The organism is Acidovorax sp. 56 (genome assembly GCF_002749705.1).
Lineage (GTDB): Bacteria > Pseudomonadota > Gammaproteobacteria > Burkholderiales > Burkholderiaceae_C > Acidovorax.
The window spans coordinates 3,136,791-3,154,242 of the sequence record NZ_PEEV01000001.1 but is presented as its reverse complement, the minus strand read 5'-3'; the positions used below and the strand labels follow the sequence as shown (position 1 = coordinate 3,154,242).

Annotated in this window: 15 protein-coding genes and 1 riboswitch; of the genes, 7 read left to right on the top strand and 8 right to left on the bottom strand. The window is 65.2% G+C overall.

What is annotated here, in order from left to right:
• Position 1 precedes the first annotated feature (1 nt).
• Positions 2-583 (top strand): NAD(P)H-dependent oxidoreductase, encoded by a 582-nt coding sequence (locus CLU88_RS14040; RefSeq protein WP_099657125.1) that lies wholly within the window; start codon positions 2-4, stop codon positions 581-583.
• 27 nt (positions 584-610) lie between these two features.
• Here the strand turns inward: CLU88_RS14040 and metW are convergent, their stop codons facing one another.
• The 3 genes from metW to CLU88_RS14025 form a co-directional block, all read right to left on the bottom strand.
• Positions 611-1,195, bottom strand: coding sequence for a methionine biosynthesis protein MetW (gene metW, locus CLU88_RS14035; protein WP_099657124.1), 585 nt, complete (start codon positions 1,193-1,195; stop codon positions 611-613).
• Positions 1,192-2,373: a homoserine O-acetyltransferase gene (locus CLU88_RS14030; RefSeq protein ID WP_099658873.1), complete on the bottom strand. Its 1,182-nt coding sequence runs from the start codon at positions 2,371-2,373 to the stop codon at positions 1,192-1,194. Before CLU88_RS14030 ends, metW begins: the two co-directional genes overlap by 4 nt.
• A gap of 160 nt (positions 2,374-2,533) precedes the next feature.
• Entirely contained in the window at positions 2,534-3,100 is a 567-nt protein-coding gene (locus CLU88_RS14025; protein ID WP_099657123.1) for a TMEM165/GDT1 family protein, read from the bottom strand.
• Between the two features lie 16 nt (positions 3,101-3,116).
• Positions 3,117-3,299: riboswitch (yybP-ykoY riboswitch) on the bottom strand.
• Positions 3,300-3,533: 234 nt separating this feature from the next.
• On the opposite strand from CLU88_RS14025, the gene CLU88_RS14020 reads away from it, so the two are divergent.
• Entirely contained in the window at positions 3,534-3,926 is a 393-nt protein-coding gene (locus CLU88_RS14020; protein ID WP_099657122.1) for an RNA-binding protein, read from the top strand.
• Between the two features lie 293 nt (positions 3,927-4,219).
• Positions 4,220-4,780 (top strand): RNA-binding protein, encoded by a 561-nt coding sequence (locus CLU88_RS14015; protein ID WP_099657121.1) that lies wholly within the window; start codon positions 4,220-4,222, stop codon positions 4,778-4,780.
• 89 nt (positions 4,781-4,869) lie between these two features.
• Here CLU88_RS14015 and CLU88_RS14010 read toward each other — a convergent pair whose 3' ends face one another.
• From CLU88_RS14010 to CLU88_RS13995, 4 genes are all read right to left on the bottom strand, one after another.
• Positions 4,870-5,655 carry an SDR family oxidoreductase gene (locus tag CLU88_RS14010; protein ID WP_099657120.1) on the bottom strand — a complete coding sequence of 262 codons (786 nt, stop codon included), beginning with the start codon at positions 5,653-5,655 and terminating at the stop codon, positions 4,870-4,872.
• 36 nt (positions 5,656-5,691) lie between these two features.
• Complete coding sequence (gene lptC, locus CLU88_RS14005) at positions 5,692-6,321, bottom strand: LPS export ABC transporter periplasmic protein LptC (protein ID WP_099658872.1); 630 nt, start codon at positions 6,319-6,321, stop codon at positions 5,692-5,694.
• Positions 6,321-6,881, bottom strand: a complete 561-nt coding sequence (locus tag CLU88_RS14000; protein ID WP_099657119.1) for an HAD family hydrolase — start codon at positions 6,879-6,881, stop codon at positions 6,321-6,323. The genes lptC and CLU88_RS14000 overlap by 1 nt, the downstream gene beginning before the upstream one ends.
• Positions 6,882-6,992: 111 nt before the next feature.
• Positions 6,993-7,994: an SIS domain-containing protein gene (locus tag CLU88_RS13995; protein WP_099657118.1), complete on the bottom strand. Its 1,002-nt coding sequence runs from the start codon at positions 7,992-7,994 to the stop codon at positions 6,993-6,995.
• Positions 7,995-8,073: 79 nt separating this feature from the next.
• Here CLU88_RS13995 and CLU88_RS13990 point away from each other — a divergent pair, with 79 nt between their 5' ends.
• The gene (locus CLU88_RS13990; protein WP_099657117.1) at positions 8,074-10,059 is read left to right on the top strand and encodes a monovalent cation:proton antiporter family protein; all 1,986 of its coding nucleotides are present in this window, start codon (positions 8,074-8,076) and stop codon (positions 10,057-10,059) included.
• Positions 10,060-10,329: 270 nt separating this feature from the next.
• Here the strand turns inward: CLU88_RS13990 and CLU88_RS13985 are convergent, their stop codons facing one another.
• Positions 10,330-13,383, bottom strand: a complete 3,054-nt coding sequence (locus CLU88_RS13985) for an EAL domain-containing protein (protein WP_099657116.1) — start codon at positions 13,381-13,383, stop codon at positions 10,330-10,332.
• A gap of 341 nt (positions 13,384-13,724) precedes the next feature.
• On the opposite strand from CLU88_RS13985, the gene CLU88_RS13980 reads away from it, so the two are divergent.
• The 3 genes from CLU88_RS13980 to proW all read left to right on the top strand — a co-directional run bounded on the left by CLU88_RS13980 (position 13,725) and on the right by proW (position 17,350).
• A complete protein-coding gene (locus CLU88_RS13980; protein ID WP_099657115.1) occupies positions 13,725-14,279 on the top strand; it encodes an adenine phosphoribosyltransferase in 555 nt (184 codons plus the stop codon).
• A gap of 481 nt (positions 14,280-14,760) precedes the next feature.
• The gene (gene proV, locus CLU88_RS13975; protein WP_099657114.1) at positions 14,761-16,017 is read left to right on the top strand and encodes a glycine betaine/L-proline ABC transporter ATP-binding protein ProV; all 1,257 of its coding nucleotides are present in this window, start codon (positions 14,761-14,763) and stop codon (positions 16,015-16,017) included.
• Between the two features lie 46 nt (positions 16,018-16,063).
• Positions 16,064-17,350, top strand: coding sequence for a glycine betaine/L-proline ABC transporter permease ProW (gene proW / locus CLU88_RS13970; protein WP_099657113.1), 1,287 nt, complete (start codon positions 16,064-16,066; stop codon positions 17,348-17,350).
• The last annotated feature ends 102 nt before the right edge of the window (positions 17,351-17,452 follow it).

Below are 17,452 nucleotides of genomic sequence, written 5' to 3'. Positions count from 1 at the left end.
GATGTCTCGCCAAGTGTTGGTGGTGCTTGGGCACCCTTGTTCTGACAGCCTGTGCGCGGGCCTGGCCACGGCCTATGCTGAGGCCGCCCGTGCCGCGGGGGCCCAGGTGCGTGTGCTGCGGCTGGGCTCGCTGGCGTTTGACCCGCTGCTGCATGCGGGCTACCGCCAGGTGCAAACGCTGGAGCCTGACTTGGTGGCGGCGCAGCAGGACATCCTCTGGGCCCAGCATTTGGTGTGGGTGTACCCCATCTGGTGGGGCGCCATGCCTGCGCTGCTCAAGGGCTTCATCGACCGGGTGTTTTTGCCCGGCTTTGCCTTCAAGTACCGCGAGGGATCGTCCCTGTGGGACAAGCTGCTGGCCGGGCGCACTGCCGAGCTGTTGGTCACCATGGATTCGCCGCCCTGGTACTTTCGCTGGGTAACGCGCATGCCGGGCCACCATCAGATGAAGCGGGCCATCCTCGAGTACAGCGGCATCCGGCCGGTGCGGGTGCACAGCTTTGGCCCGGTGCGCAGCGCCAGCCCCACGCGCATCGCCCAGTGGCTGGAGAAGGCGGGGCAGCTGGGCTCGCGCCAGTCTTGAGGGGGCGGACGGGCTGGTTGGGGCGGCTCAGGCGTTTTCGAAGCGGAACACGGCCGTGCCCGCCAGTGCATTGGGCAGCCAGCGCACCTCGCGCCCGTCCTGCAGCCCAAAGGAGTCGAGGATGCGCAGGCGGTTCTTGTGCGCCAGCACCTCAAAGTCTTTGTAGGTGCCCACGCGGATGTTGGGCGTGTCGTACCACTGGTAGGGCAGGCGGCGCGTGACGGGCATGCGCCCTTGCAGGATGGACAGCCGGTTGGGCCAGTGCGCAAAGTTGGGGAAGGCCACCACACCGGTGCGGCCCACGCGGGCGGTTTCGCGCAGCATGACCTCGGCGTTGCGCAGGTGTTGCAGGGTGTCGATCTGCAGCACCACGTCAAAGCTGTTGTCGCCAAACATGGCCAGGCCTTCGTCCAGGTTGAGCTGGATCACATCGACCCCGCGCTGCACGCAGGCCAGCACGTTGGCGTCGTCAATCTCCACGCCATAGCCGGTGCAGCCGCGCTCGCGCTGCAGGTACGACAGCATGGCCCCGTTGCCGCAGCCCAGGTCCAGCACGCGCGAGCCCGCTGGCACCAGGCGCGCCAGGGCTTCCAGGGTGGATTTTTCGCTCATGCAAACTCCTTTGCAATGCTATCGAAATAAGAGCGCATCACGCCCATGTAGCGAGCGTCATCGAGCAAAAAGGCATCGTGCCCGTGGGGCGCGTCGATCTCGGCGTAGCTCACGCGGCGGCGGTTGTCGAGCAGGGCCTTGACGATCTCGCGGCTGCGCTGGGGCGAGAAGCGCCAGTCGGTGGTGAAGCTCACCAGCAGAAATTTGGCCTGGGCGCGCGCCAGCGCCAGGGTGAGGTTGTTGGCGTGCGCGCGGGCCGGGTCAAAGTAGTCGAGCGCCCGGGTGATCAGCAGGTAGGTGTTGGCGTCAAAGTATTCGCTGAACTTGTCGCCCTGGTAGCGCAGGTAGCTTTCGATCTGGAACTCGATGTCCTGCGTGCTGTAGAGATAAGCCCCCACGCTCTGCGCTGGCGCGTCATCGCCGCCCCCCAAGGGGGCTTTTTCGAGCACCTGGTGCCTCAATTGACGACCAAACTTCTCGTTCATCACGTCGTCGCTCAGGTACGTGATGTGGCCAATCATCCGCGCAATGCGCAACCCGCGTTTGGGGATGACGCCGTGGCGGTAAAAGTGCCCGCCGTGGAAGTCCGGGTCCGTCACGATGGCGCGGCGGGCTACTTCGTTGAAGGCAATGTTCTCGGCTGTCAGGTTGGGGGCGCTGGCCACCACCACAGCGTGGCGCATGCGCTCGGGGTGCTGCAGCGTCCAGCTCAGGGCTTGCATGCCGCCCAGGCTGCCGCCCAGTACGGCGGCCAGTTGTGCGATGCCCAGGCGGTCAAGCAGGCGGGCCTGGGCGTTGACCCAGTCTTCCACCGTCACCACCGGAAAGTCCGCGCCGTAGATCTCGCCCGTGTCGGGGTGCGCATGCATCGGGCCGGTCGAGCCGAAGCACGAGCCGAGGTTGTTGACGCCAATGACGAAAAAGCGGTTGGTGTCCACCGGCTTGCCGGGGCCGATCATGTTGTCCCACCAGCCCTCGCTCTTGGGCTGGCCCTCGTACACACCCGCTACGTGGTGCGAGGCATTGAGGGCATGGCACACCAGCACGGCGTTGGACTTGTCGGCATTGAGCGTGCCGTAAGTCTCAAAGGCCAGGTGGTAGTCGCGGATGGACGCGCCGCTTTGCAGCGGCAGGGCCTCCGGAAAATGCATGGATTGGGGCGTGGCAATGAACGACATAAAAAAACCCGGCATCGCTAAAAACGAGGCCGGGCGGGTATGTCGGACGGGTCTTTAGCAGGATTTATAAAGCGCCCGCAAGCTGTGGCAAATCGGCGCGTTCGGTAAATATACCAAAAGCACCCCAGCCTGCGCTACCCGATTCCGCCTGCTGTCTGGCTTAACCTGCCGGAGCAAAGATTGCCAGCAAGCCCAGCACCAAAAAGATCACTGCAGAGACCACGTGCACTGCGCGGATCGGCACCTTGCGCGTGATGCGGTCGCCCAGCCACACCACGGGGGCGTTGGCCAGCATCATGCCCAGCGTCGTGCCGGCCACCACCCACAGGTAGGCGTTGTACTGCGCTGCCAGCATCACGGTGGCGATCTGAGTCTTGTCGCCCATCTCGGCCAGGAAGAACGCCACCACCGTGGTGCCGAACACTCCCCAGCGCGGTTTGCCATCGGCATCGCCCTCGTCGAGCTTGTCCGGGATCAGCATCCACACCGCCATGGCGATGAACGATGCGCCCAAAATCCAGCGCAGCACCTGCGGGCCGATGAAGGTGGTGACCCAGGCGCCGACGGCACCCGCCAGGCCATGGTTGACCAAGGTGGCGACCAGAATGCCCAGAACAATGGGCCAGGGTTTGCGGAAACGGGCTGCCAATACCAATGCGAGCAGCTGGGTCTTATCGCCCATCTCGGCCAAGGCGACGATGGCGGTTGAAACAAAAAAAGCTTCCATGGTGGGGGTTCAATCCGGCCGGATTGTGTTGAGACGCGCATTGACTGCACCCCGACTCCGGCCATTGGATCGGCATGCAGTCAATGGTCTCGCCCAGCATTCAAGCCGCATACGCCATAGGTTTTCAAGAAACCCAAGTGTGTTGACGCATGCCCCGGCGCATTGCGCAACCGGCGGGCTACTCCCCAAAGACCCGCGAATTTTAGCGCAATGCAATGCCTATTTTCCCGAACAAGAAAAACGCGGGTACAAATAAAAAGCCACAACACCCATAAAGTGATTAATAATGGATCGGTCCTTATGTCGAGCTTTGCGCGGCACAAGGGCGCCGAAGTAAGCGGTGATTGGTCAGTTTCGCGTCTTTGAAGTCGTCACAGGTTTGTTGATTGCGTCGGGCTCCATCGCGTTTTCATGTTTTTTGAGGAGTCCCTCCATGGGCAACAAACTTTACGTGGGCAATCTGCCCTATTCTTTCCGCGACCAAGATCTGGAACAAACCTTCAGCCAGTTCGGCTCCGTGGGCAGCGCCAAGGTCATGATGGAACGTGACACCGGCCGCTCCAAGGGTTTCGGCTTTGTCGAAATGGGCAGCGATGCCGAAGCACAAGCCGCCATCCAAGGCGTGCATGGCCAAAATTTTGGCGGCCGTGACCTCGTGGTCAACGAAGCCCGTCCTATGGAACCCCGCGCTCCACGCAGCGGTGGCTTCGGTGGCGGCAATGGTGGTGGCGGCTACGGCGGCGGTGGCCGCAGCGGTGGCGGCGGCTACGGCGGTGGCCGTGAAGGTGGTGGCGGCGGTTACGGCGGTGGCCGTGGCGGCTACTAAGCACTTCGCTGCTTAAAAGCACCCCGTTCGGGCAGGCGTTCAGTCTGCTCCGCAACAATCAAGGAGCCCTCGGGCTCCTTTTTTTATGCCTGAGACTTTGCCGCCACACTGGCTGGCTCCCATGCATCGGCTTGCTTTTTTTTTAATTTTGTGGCGCATAATGCCAAAGCGAGTTTTCCTCGCTTTTGGTTTGCGGTGATCCGTCAGTTTCGCGCTGAGAGCGTCATTGAGATTAGCTGGCTGCGTTTTCGGGACTCCATCGCTTTATTCATGTGTTTTTGAGGAGTCCTTCGATGGGCAACAAACTGTACGTCGGCAACCTGCCTTACTCGGTGCGCGACAGCGATCTGGAACAGGCCTTTGGCCAATTCGGTGCCGTGACCAGTGCCAAGGTCATGATGGAGCGCGACACAGGCCGCTCCAAGGGCTTCGGCTTTGTCGAAATGGGCAGCGATGCCGAAGCACAAGCCGCCATCCAGGGCATGAATGGCCAGCCTTTGGGTGGTCGTGGCATTGTGGTCAATGAAGCACGCCCCATGGAGCCACGTCCTCCACGCAGCGGTGGCTTCGGCGGCGGCGGTGGCGGCTTTGGCGGTGGTGGTCGCAGCGGTGGCGGCGGCTACGGCGGTGGTCGCGAAGGCGGCGGCGGTGGCTACGGTGGTGGCCGTGAAGGCGGTGGCGGCGGCTACGGCGGCGGTCGTGAAGGCGGCGGCGGTGGCTACGGTGGCCGTGGTGATGGCGGTGGTCGTGGTGACGGCGGCTTCCGCAGCCCCTACGGCTCGGGCCCACGCAACGGTGGCGGCGGTCGCAATGGCGGCGGCGGTGGCTACGGTGGCGGCAACAGCGGTTACTGATCCCATCCTGGGCTATCTGGCCCCAAGATACGCAAAAAGCCCCTTCGGGGGCTTTTTTGTTGTCTGTGCGCGGTGGAATGCGGGGGTTGTCAGTGTCCGGTTTCGGTTTGGCGGCGTTTGCGCGGCCGACCGGCCAGCAGTTTGTCAAACACGGCATTGGGCAGGGCGCGCAGCAGTTTGGCCACCACGCCCATTTGCCAAGGGATGACGCGGTAACTGTCTGCTGTGTCGATGGCCCGGAAGGCTTGGTCTGCAAAATCCTGGGGCTGCATCAAAAACGGCATGCTGTACCGGTTTTCGCGGGTCAATGGGGTGTCGATGTAGCCGGGCGACAGGGTGACCACACGCACGCCAAAGGGACGCATTTCGCCGCGCAGGCTTTCGCAGTAGCTGATGACCGCGGCTTTGCTGGCGCAATACGCGCCGTGGCCGGGCAGGCCCCGGATGCCGGCCACGCTGCCAATGCCCACCAAGGTGCCGCTTTTGCGCTCTGTCATGCCCTGCACAAAGGGGTGGAAGGTGGCGGCCATGCCGATGTTGTTGGTGGCAAAGGTGCGGGCCATGACATCCAGGTCGTCGCGGTCGGCGGTGTCCATGCCCACGCTGATGCCCGCGTTGGCGATCACCACATCGGGCAGGCCCTGGCGCGCCAGGCAGTCTTTACCAGCGGCCACGATGCTGTCGGTGATGGCCACATCGGCACTATAAATTTCATAGCTGCTAGCGCTTATTCCATTGGCCTCAGCCCATGATTTGACTTCGGCTGTGCGCCGCGCCACCAAGGCCAGGCGGTGGCCCGCCTGGTGAAAGCGCAGTGCCAGGGCCTGTCCGATGCCGCTGGAGGCGCCGGTGATGAATGCGAGGGGCTGGGTCATGGCGTTTGCTTGTGCGGTGGCGCAATGGCGCTGGGGTTACTTGGGCGCCGCCGTGCCGCCGGGCATGAGCATGCCGCGCACCCTGCCGCTCAGTTGCAGCACCTGGTCGAGGTTGTTGTACTCCATGGCGTCTGCCGTGAAGCGGTCGCTACCCCGGGTGAGTTGGACTGGCTGATTGGAACGCACCTTCTCCTCCTGGGTAAATGCGTGCAGAAATTCGCCACGGAACTCCAGCCGGGGCTGCGCGGATGCGCCCTGGCGCGCGGGCACGGCCTCGCGCGTCACGATGGCGTTGCCAAACAGCTGCACCTCGGAGCCGTCGGCGTTGCTCAGGGCCCGGTCCGATGTGGCGAAAGTCAGACGCCCGTCGAGGGCAATGGAGCGCATGCGGGCTTTGTCGATTTCCAGGGTGTCGGTGGCGGGGAAGTGGCGAGCCGTGTCGCCCTGCACCTCGCTTTGGAGCCGCCCCTTGGCATCAAAACTTTTGACGGCAAAGGTTTTCATGGAATAGTCCGGCTGGTCTGGCGCCACCTTGGGGGCGGTGGCCGCCAGTGGGGTGGGGGCATTGCGCACCAGCCACCAGGTGCCCAGGGCCAGCAGGCCCATGAGGAGCACCGGCAGGTACAGCGAGAGCCGGTCTACGGCTTGCAGCATGCGGCGGCGCATCATGCGGCGTAGTCCGAGAGCAGGCGGGCGTAGGCGCCTGTGGCCACCAGCAGCAGGTCGCAAAATTCGCGCGCTGCCCCCTCGCCACCGCGTGCCTGGGTGGTGTGGTGCGCGCATTGGCGCACCTCCACATGGGCGTTGTGCGGAGCGCAAGCCAGTGCGCTGCGCCGCATCACGGGCAGGTCGGGCCAGTCGTCGCCCATGGCCGCTGCTTGCGACCAGTCCAGCCCCAGGCTGGCGAGCACTTGCTCGGCGGCGGGGCGCTTGTCTTCGGTGCCATAAATGGCGTGCTCCACCCCCAGGGCCTTCAGGCGCAGGCGCAGCGGGGCGGAGTCTCGCCCGGTGATGATGGCGGGGGTGATGCCTGCCTTTTGCAGCAGCTTGATGCCGTGGCCGTCCAGGGTGTTGAAGCGCTTGAGGGTTTCGCCCGCTTCGCTGAACAGCAGGCCGCCGTCGGTGAGCACCCCGTCCACATCAAAAAAGGCCACGCGCACGCTCTGGGCGCGCAGCAGCAGCTCGGGGGGGAATTGCAGCACGGGAAAGGTTGCGTCAGAGGTCATTACACAGCATTTGAACAGGCACGGCCAAAGCCAGTGCACCCGTGGAACCGGCTTCGCCGGGCCGGGGGGGGCGTCCCTCTTGGGGGGAAGGCGCGAAGCGACTCAGGGGGGTCATATCACTTTTGCCCGCATCAGATCGCCAATGTGCACCACGCCGGTCAGTGCGCCGCCCGCGTCCACCACCAGCACGCTGGTGATGCCATGGGCTTCCATCATCTCGGCAGCGTCCACTGCCAGTGCATCGGCCGCAATGCGGCGTGGCGAGGGGTGCATGACCTGGGCCGCCGTGGCGGTGCGCAAATCGGCTCCTGCCTCGATGCGGCGGCGCAGATCGCCATCGGTGAAGATGCCCAGCACCTGGCCGCCTGCATCCACGATGGCCGAGGCGCCCAGGCCTTTGGCACTCATCTCGCGCATCAGGTCGCTGAACGACGCGTCTGGCGCGACGCGGGGCACCTGGCTGCCGCTGCGCATGACGTCGCTCACGTGCGTGAGCAGTTTGCGGCCCAGCGAGCCGCCCGGGTGTGAGCGTGCGAAGTCTTCCGGGCGAAAGCCGCGGGCGTCCAGCAAGGCCACGGCCAGGGCGTCGCCCATGGCCAACTGGGCGGTGGTGCTGGCCGTGGGGGCTAGGTTCAGGGGGCAGGCTTCGCGCTCCACGCTGCAGTCCAGCACCAGATCGGCATGGCGAGCCAGGGTGGATTGCAGCCCGCCGGTCAGTGCGATGAGGGGCGCGCCCAGGCGCTTGAGCACGGGCAGGATGGCGGTGAGCTCGCCGCTTTCGCCGCTGTTGGAGATGGCCAGCACCAGGTCTGCGCCAGTCACCATGCCCAGGTCGCCGTGGCTGGCCTCGGCGGGGTGCACAAAAAACGCCGGGGTGCCGGTGGAGGCCAGTGTGGCGGCAATCTTGCGGCCCACATGGCCGCTTTTGCCCATGCCCATCACCACCAGGCGGCCGGTGGTGCGCAGCACCATCTGTACGGCCTGGGCAAAGCGCTCGTCCACGCGTGCGGCCAGCCCGGTCAGCGCGGCGGCCTCGATGTCAAAGGTCTCGCGGGCCAGTCGCAGGGCTTGCTCTGCGTCGAAATGGGGGAGCGTGGAGGGGCTGACGGTCATGCCGGGATTCTATCGACCGGGGCGCCATTGCTGGGTGATAGGCGTCTCAACGCCCCTGTGCCTCGTATAGCATCACCCTATGTCTTCACTCGCCCTGACTTTGCTGTACCTGCTGGCCGCCGTGCTGGGGGTGGTCGTCTGCCGCAGCCTGAAGCTGCCGCCCATGTTGGGGTATCTGGCGGCCGGGGTGTTGATCGGGCCCCACGCCATGGCGCTGGCCCAGAACTCCGAGGGCGTGCGGCACCTGGGCGAGTTTGGGGTGGTGTTCTTGATGTTTGCCATTGGGCTGGAGTTCAGCCTGCCCAAGCTGCGGGCCATGCGCCGCCAGGTGTTTGGCCTGGGGCTGATGCAGGTGCTGCTGACCATGGCGGTGGTGGCGGGCGGCGGGATTTTGCTGTCTTACGCGGTGGGCGGTATCTGGGACATGGGCTGGCAGACGGCGCTGGCATTGTCGGGCGTGCTGGCCATGAGCAGCACGGCCATCGTGGTCAAGCTGATGGCCGAGCGCGCCGAGCTGGAGAGCGAGCATGGGCGCCGCGTGATGGGGATCTTGCTGTTCCAGGACCTGGCCGTGGTGCCGCTGCTGGTGCTGATCCCGGCGCTGGGCTCGTCGTCCGACCAATTGCTGGTGGCCCTGGGCTGGGCGCTGCTCAAGGCGATGGTGCTGGTGGGGGTGCTGCTCACCGGCGGGCAGCGGGTGATGCGCTGGTGGCTGACCCTGGTGGCGCGCCGCAAGAGCGAAGAGCTGTTCATGCTGAACCTGCTGCTCATCACCCTGGGCTTGGCCTGGCTGACCGAGCTGGCGGGCCTGAGCCTGGCGCTGGGGGCCTTCATTGCCGGGGTGCTGGTGTCCGAGACCGAATACCGCCACCAGGTGGGCACGGACATCCGGCCCTTTCACGATGTGCTGCTGGGCCTGTTTTTCATCACCATCGGCATGATGCTGGACTGGCACATCCTGGTAGACCGCTGGGCGCTGGTGCTGGCTTTGCTGGCTGTGCCGCTGCTGGTCAAGCTGCTCATCATCATGGTGCTGGCCCGGCTGATGGGCGCCACCACGGGCGTGGCGCTGCGCTCGGGCCTGTTTTTGGCGCAGGCGGGAGAGTTCGGGTTTGTGCTGCTGTCGCTCACGCAAGACCATGGCCTGGTGCAGCCTGCGCTGATGAACCCGATCCTTGCGGCCATGGTGCTGTCGATGCTGGCCACGCCCTTCCTCATCATGCACAGCAACCGCATCGTGATGAAGCTGGTGGCCAGCGACTGGTTGCAGCAGTCGCTGCAGATGACCACGATCGCCCGCAAATCCATCAACACCAGCAAGCACGTCATCATTTGCGGCTACGGCCGGTGCGGCCAGAACCTGGCGCGCATGCTCGAGCGCGAGAACATCCCCTACATGGCGCTGGACCTGGACCCCGACCGCGTGCGCCAGGCTGCAGCGGCGGGCGATTCGGTGGTGTATGGCGACGCCACCCGGCTGCAGGCTCTGATGGCGGCGGGTCTGGTGCGCGCCAGTGCCGTGGTGGTGACCTACATCGACGTGCCCGCAGCCCTCAAGGTGCTGGCCAACACCCGCTCGCACGCACCGCAGGTGCCTGTGGTGGTGCGCACGCAGGACGACGCGCACCTCGACAAGCTGCAGGACGCCGGGGCCACCGAAGTGGTGCCCGAGGCCATCGAAGGCTCGCTCATGCTGGCCAGCCACGCCCTGGCGCTGGTGGGCGTGCCCATGCGCCGGGTGCTGCGCGTGGTGCAGGACCAGCGCGACGCGCGCTACAACCTGCTGCGCGGCTACTTCCACGGCGCCGACGACGACACCGTGAACGAACGCGACCAGGAGCGCATGAGCACCGTGAGCCTGCCGCTGGGCGCCAAAGCCCTGGGCAGCCCACTGGGTGACCTGGCCCTGCCCGCCGTGGGCGTGCGCGTGGTCAACCTGCGCCGCGCCAACGGGCACCAGTCCAGCGTGGTGGACAGCGCCGTGCTGCAAGAGGGCGACACCCTGGTGCTGTCGGGCCACCCCGCTGCCCTGGCGTTGGCCGAGGACAAGCTGCTGCGCGGTTGATGGTGGTCTGCCCTGGGCCGCAGTGCGCCGTCTCCTGTGGCCCGGATCTTCGGCTTTGGGGTCGGGCGATGGCCTGTGGGATGTTGGGTCGGCCTCTTTGAACTTGAAAGATCCGTTCGGGTTGAGCTTGTCGAAACCTTGCGCGGCGCTTCGACTGCGCTCAGTGAACGGTTCAAGTAGATCCGTGCCGGATCAGTAGCAAAATATTGAATGAAATCAGGCCCTGTCGCTTATTGATAAAGCGCTAGAAGCTATATTTTCAATAGCAAACTAGAGCAGGTCGGCAGGCCCAGGCCGCCCGAACAGGTAACCCTGGAACTGCTGGCAGCCGTTGCGCAGCAAGAACTCGCGCTGGCCCTGCGTCTCCACGCCCTCGGCCACCACGTCCAGCCCCAGGCTCTGGGCCAGGGCGACGATGGTGCAGGCAATGGCGGCGTCGTTGGGGTCGGTGAGCACGTCGCGCACAAAACTCTGGTCGATCTTGAGCTGGTCCAGTGGCAGGCGCTTGAGGTAGCTGAGCGACGAGTAGCCGGTGCCAAAGTCATCCAGCGAAAACCCCACGCCCCGCTGGCGCAGGGACTGCATCTTGGCAATGCTGTCTTCCACGTCGTGCAGCAGCAGGCTCTCGGTCAGTTCGATCTTGAGCTGCTGGGGGGGCGCACCGGTTTCCTTCAAGGCCTGCCACACCTGGGCGACAAAGTCCGGGTCGCGGAACTCCTGTGCACTCACGTTCACGGCCACCGTCCAAAAGCGGGTGGCGGGCTGCTGGTGCCAGTGCGCCAGTTGGGTGCAGGCCATGCGCAGCACCTGCTGGCCCAGCGGCAGGATCAGCCCGGTTTGCTCGGCCAGGGGGATGAATTCGCCCGGCGACACCATGCCGCGCTGTGGGTGGCGCCAGCGCACCAGCGCCTCGGCGCCCAGCACCTGCCCGCTTTCATTGACCACTGGCTGGTAGTGCAGCAAAAACTCGTTGCGCTCAATGCCCCTGCGGATATCGCCCTCCAGGGCCGAGCGTGCCGAGGCCGCTGCCTGCATGGCCGGGTCAAAAAAGCACAGGGTGTTGCGGCCCTGGGCCTTGGCCTGGTACATGGCCAGGTCGGCGCGCTTGAGCAGCTCTTGCACCGGCTGCGCCTGGTCGCGAAACAAGGTGATGCCAATGCTGGGCGTGCTGTGCAGCACCGAGCCCTCCAGCGCGTAGGGCTTGTTCAGCTCCAGCCGCACCTTTTGCGCCACCAGCTCAGCTTCCACCGCCGCCTGCGTGGGGGCTTCGTGCAGGTCCTGCAGCACCAGCACAAATTCGTCGCCCCCCAGGCGGGCCACGGTGTCGCTGGCCCGCACGCTGGCGGTGATGCGCTGGGCCACTTGCACCAGCAGCTGGTCGCCCCACTCATGGCCCAGGGTGTCGTTGATGCCCTTGAAGTTGTCCAGGTCCAGAAACAGCAGGGCACCGTGCTTGCCGTCGCGCGCGCTGGTGGCCACGGCGCGCTCCAGTCGGTCCGTGAGCAGGCGCCGGTTGGGCAGGCCGGTGAGCTCATCGTAAAACGCCAGGCGCTGGATTTCGGCCTCGGCCCGCTTGCGCTCGGTGATGTCGCGGGCAATGCCCCGGTAGCCAGCGAACTGGCCCTGTTCGTCGTAAAAAGGCTCGCCGCTGACCGACACGCACATCATCTCGCCCGAAGGGGTCTGGCGCTGGATTTCAAAGTCGTGGAACACCTCGCGGGCTTGTAGCTGGGCCCGGTGTTCCACCCACAGCGTGTCGTTCACAAAGGTGTTGTCCAGCTCCCAGCGGGTGCGGCCATAAAAGGAGTTGTCCTGGATGCCGACGGCGTCGCTCGATCGCCCGTCCAGCCGCACAAAGCGCAGCTGCGCGTCCTGCTCCCAATACCAGTCTGACGACAGGTGCGTGAGGCTGCGCCAGCGGGCTTCGCTCTGGCGCAGGGCCTCCACCGTGCCCAGGTAGTCGGTCACATCGGTGAAGGTGCGCACCCGGCCGCCGTCGGGCATGGTGCAGGTACGCACCTCCAGGTAGCGGCCGCCCTGTGTGCGCCGCACATAGCTGTCGGGCACGCTGTGGCCGCGCCCCTGGGCGGCGTATTCGGCCTGCACATAGGCGCGTGCCGTGGCCTCGATCAGCTCAAACCCCATGCCAAAGTCCCCGCGCTCGGTCTGAAACCGCACGATGTCTTCGTGGCTGGGCTGGTTGGCCAAAAAGGCCTCGGGCAGCTCCAGCAGCTCCAGGTAGCGCTGGTTGTAGACGCGGATCTTGCCGTCGGCATCGACCTTGACGATGCCCTGCGACACGCTGGCCAGCGTGGCGTGCAGGGCGTTGGATTTTTCGCGCAGCAAGGCACTGGTGCGCAGCAGCTCGGCGTCCAGCTGGCGCCGGTCTTCCTGGGCGCGGCGCGCCATCTCCAGCTGCCCCACGGTGTTGAGCAGCGGCTGCATGAACGGCACATCCTCGGCGGCATAGCCGTGGTGGCTGTTGGCCAGCAGCACCATGGCCACCATGTCCTGGGCGGCGTGGATGGGCAGGCACAGGCAGGTGCGCAATGCGGGCAGGCCGGGGGGAGCGTTTTGGCAGCGTGGGTCGGTGGCTGCGTTGTCTGCAATCAGGGGCTGCTCGCTGGCCAGCACCGTGCCAATCAGGGAGTCTGGCTCGTCAAAGACCAGGGCGTCTTGCGAGCGCCGCACGGTTTGCATGCGCGCGGCCTCATCCCAGCGGATGTCCGTCATCGCGTGCACATGCAGGGCCGGGGCGCGGTCGGGGTGGTGCTGCACATGGCCCACCATGCCAAAGCTGCTGCGGGTCAGCTCCATCAGCTCTTCGAGCAGGGCGTCAAACGCCGCCTGGGGCCGGGCGCTGGCAATGAACACCGCCTGTGCCCGCGAAATGGCCTGCAGCAAACGGTGCTGGCGGTTCAGCATGGCCTCGGCAGAGCGGCGCGCGCGGGCGCTGGTGCTGCGCTCCAGCACGGCTTCAATCTGCGCGGGCAAGGCCAGCAGGTAGTTCATCCCGGGGTCCTGCACCGCAAAGTCGGCAAAGCCGTGGCGCATGGCGTGGGCGGCATGGCCCTCCTGGCCAGGCCGCACCAAGATCAGGGCCGGCACGCCGTGCAGCGTTTCCAGTACGTCAAATGCACCACCGTCGTCCACCTGCTGGGTGCACACCACAATGTCCACCGCCTGCTGGCGCAGCCGTTCGCGGGCGGCCTGCACACTGCTGGTCACGTCCACCCGCCAGCCCAGCCAGGGGTCTGCCAGCGCAGAGACCAGCGCTTGGGCGTGTTCCCTATCGTTGTCAATCAAAAGGACGGTGATGGGCATGGACTGTGGTGGAGGGCAGGCAGCCAGGGGCGCGAGAACATCCGTTAGGACTTAGAACAGGTTCTTACGCAAATCATGAGGCAACAGCCGCCTTTGCTTGGGGCTGAACGGCTTGGTTGTGCCCTGTTTTGCGTCAGTCATGTCCGGTATCCGCGCATCGTGCCTACCATTGTGCAGAGAACTGGCCGATATCGCACACAATTTGGAACAATACGCCCCCTTCGTTGTGGCGCAGCGCCGCACAGCGGCTTTTCGATAGCGCCCTGGCGCCGGGTTCGTCCGGCCGGGGCGCTTTTTCCCGTGTTTCAGGATTCACCTTGCGGCCCCAGGCCGTTTTTGCTATGCAGTCATTCAGCGTCAACCAGTACCTTCGTCAACACATCCGCACGGTGCCCGATTGGCCCGCGCCGGGCGTGCAGTTCCGCGACATCACGCCGCTGCTGCAAGACCCCAAGGTGTTTCGCGTGTTGATCGACGCCTTTGTGCACCGCTACATGGACAAGGCGCTGCGCCCCGATGTGGTGGCCGGGCTGGACGCGCGGGGCTTCATTCTGGGCGCCGTGGTGGCCTACGAGCTGAACGTGGGGTTTGTGCCCATCCGCAAAAAGGGCAAGCTGCCCTTCACCACGGTGGAGGAAACCTATGAGCTGGAATACGGCAGCGCTACGGTAGAGCTGCACACCGATGCCGTCAAGCCCGGCGACCGCGTGCTGTTGATCGACGACCTGATCGCCACCGGCGGCACCATGATGGCCGGGCGCCGCTTGCTGGAGAAGCTGGGCGCCACGGTCACCGAGGGGGCCGCCATTGTCGATTTGCCCGAGCTGGGTGGCTCGGACCGGCTCAAAGCATCGGGATTGCCGCTGTTTACCCTGGTGGATTTTGCGGGCCATTGATGTCCGTTACCGCCTGCATCTGGCCGCCTTCGGGCGGCTTTTTCGTTTATTGCGCGCGAATACCATCTTTGTAAAACCCCGTGTTTTGACTTTGAGGGTGTGAATCCGTAGACTTTCCCTGTGTTTCACTACCTGCCACGCAGGTGTTCAACCCTTGAGTGAAGTGCCGCCGGGAGTCGTGCATGCGACTCTGTATTGCCAACGCATTGGCAATGGCAGCACCCGGAGCGGGCCTTCGTCCGCTCCAACCATGTCGAGCGAGCTGGTCTCGCGCAGCGGCCCGTCCGCTACTCGACCCTTGCGCACGTCTGCCGCGTGCCATCCGGGTCGGTCTCTGTAAATCCCACGTTTTTTCGTGCTGCTGTGCACGCCGCAAGGCGCTGCCTGGCTGCTGCATCGCCAAGGCGTGGGCTTGTCGCCCTCCTCGGACCCTGCGCTCGTGTGGGGCGGCTTGTGTCGTTCAATCGGGAGGAGAAAGTCCATGGCAAAACAAATCGTTATTGATCACGTGTTCAAGGTCTTTGGAGACGATCCACAAGAGGCCCTGGCGCTGGTCCGCCAAGGCCTGAGCAAGCAGGAGGTCCTGGCCCGTACCGGGCAGTCCATCGGGGTGTTTGATGCCCACTTGTCGATTGAGGCGGGCGAGATTTTCGTGGTCATGGGCTTGTCGGGCTCTGGCAAATCCACCCTGGTGCGGCTGCTGAATTTGTTGATTGAGCCCAGCGCCGGGCGCATCCTGGTGGATGGGGTGGACATCGCGCAGTTGCCCGACGCGCAACTGCGGGCGCTGCGCCGCAAAGACATCAGCATGGTGTTTCAGTCGTTTGCCTTGATGCCCCATATGACGGTGTTAGACAACACGGCCTTGGGCCTGGAGTTGGCCGGTGTCGATCGGGTTCAGCGCCAGGCGCAGGCAGCCCAGGCGCTGGAGCAGGTGGGCCTGGCCGGGTGGGGTGACAGCTACCCGGACGAACTCTCTGGCGGGATGCAGCAGCGCGTGGGGCTGGCCAGGGCGCTGGCATCGGACCCCTCGATCCTGTTGATGGACGAGGCGTTTTCGGCGCTGGACCCGATCATCCGCACCGAGATGCAGTCAGAGCTGCTGCGCCTGCAAAAGGTGCGGCGGCGCACCATCGTCTTCATCTCGCACGACTTGGACGAGGCCATGCGCATTGGCGACCGGATTGCCATCATGAAAGACGGGCAGGTGGTGCAGGTGGGCACGCCCGACGACATCCTGCGCAACCCCGCCAATGACTATGTGCGCAGTTTCGTTCGGGGCGTGGACGCGGCTGCCGTGTTCAAGGCCTCGGACATCGCGCGAAAGCCCCTCACCGTGGTGGCCGAGCATGCCGATCGGGGCTCGCGCGCGGCGTTGAAGATGCTGCAGGACCAAGACCGTGAGTACGCGTATGTGGTCAGCCCCGCGCAGCAGTTCCTGGGCGTGGTGTCGGTGGAGTCGCTTCGCTCGGCTTTGGCGGGGCACCAGGGGCCCTTGGGGTTGGCGCATGCCTACCTGCCAGGGGTGCAGCCCGTTGTGGCCGACGAGCCCGTCAGCGAGTTGTTTGGTCGTGTCGCCCATGCGCCGTTTGCCATGCCCGTGGTGCAGGCCGATGGCCGCTTCGGCGGCGCCATCAGCAAGACCACCTTGCTCAAGTTTCTGGACCGAGACACCCCGCCGGTGCCTCCTTCTGGGCCTCCCTCTGGGGCCGATGTGGCGTCTACGCCTGTGCATTGACAGCCGACGAAACGCTCCGATTCCAGAACTTGAAAGAACCTGACCCATGTCTGACCTGACGCTTGAAAAAACCCCCTACGACAGCACCCCACTGAGCGCAGCGCCGTCCGCACCACCACCCTCCAATGACGCACCGGTGGCCGACAACCCCTGGGCCAATGCGGACGCACCGTCCCTGGCATCGCCCGATGTCGCTGCCGACGCGGCATCTGCCAACCCCTGGGGCGAGACTGTGGCCGTGCCCGATGCCGGGGGGGATTGGCTGGGGGCGGCCCCCGCAACCCCCACGGGCGCCCTGGACGCACCGGCGGGTATTGACAGTGCCGACCCAGGGTTTGCGCTGCACGCGCTGTGGGATGGCAGCCTGCCGGTGGAGTCCTGGATCAACCAGGGGCTGGGCTGGGTGGTCCTGCACTTTCGACCATTTTTCCAGACCGTGCGCGGTCCGATCGACAGCACGCTCACCGCAATGGAAGGGCTGCTGCAAAGCGTGCCCACCTTGTGGATGGTGGCGCTGCTGAGCCTGTTGGCCTGGCAATGCGCAGGCCGTGGCGTAGCCATCGGCGCGATGGTTTCATTGCTGCTGGTGGCCCTGCTGGGCATCTGGTCCGAAGCCATGGTCACCCTCTCCCTGGTGCTGACCTCGCTCGCGTTTTGTCTGGCCATCGGGCTGCCGCTGGGGATTGTGCTGGCCCGCAGTGACCGGGCCCAGCGCTGGATGCGGCCCTTTTTGGATGCGATGCAAACCACTCCGGCGTTTGTGTACCTGGTTCCCGTCGTGATGCTCTTTGGCATTGGCAACGTGCCCGGCGTGGTGGTCACCATCGTCTTTGCGCTGCCTCCGCTGGTGCGGCTGACCAATCTGGGCATCCGCCAGGTGCGCCCTGACCTGATCGAAGCGGCCCGCGCCTATGGGGCATCGCCCTGGCAGATGCTGGTGAAGGTGCAACTGCCGCTGGCCATGCCCTCCATCATGGCGGGCATCAACCAGTCGCTGATGCTGTCGTTGTCCATGGTGGTGATCGCTTCCATGATTGCCGTGGGTGGTCTGGGCCAAATGGTGCTGCGCGGCATCGGGCGGCTGGACATGGGGCTGGCCACCGTGGGTGGCCTGGGCATCGTGCTGCTGGCCATCACCCTGGACCGGATCACCCAGGCCATGGGCCAAGCACGCCGTGGTGCGCGCCACTGGTGGCAGGTGGGCCCGGTGGGTTGGGTGGTCCGGCTGTGGGCGCGTTTGCGCCGGGCTCCAGCGCACCGAGCCACCACCGCGCCTGCAAATACAGACAACGCTGGCGCGCACCCGCTGCCTGCAGCCCAGGCTGCGGCGTGAATGGAGCGCGCCAGCCTGCGCGCCTCCCTCTTTTTCTCTTCTCCACCGTGCGTGCCCGTTGCCACAACGGGCGTGCAGGCCTTTTGCATTCATTCACCCGTG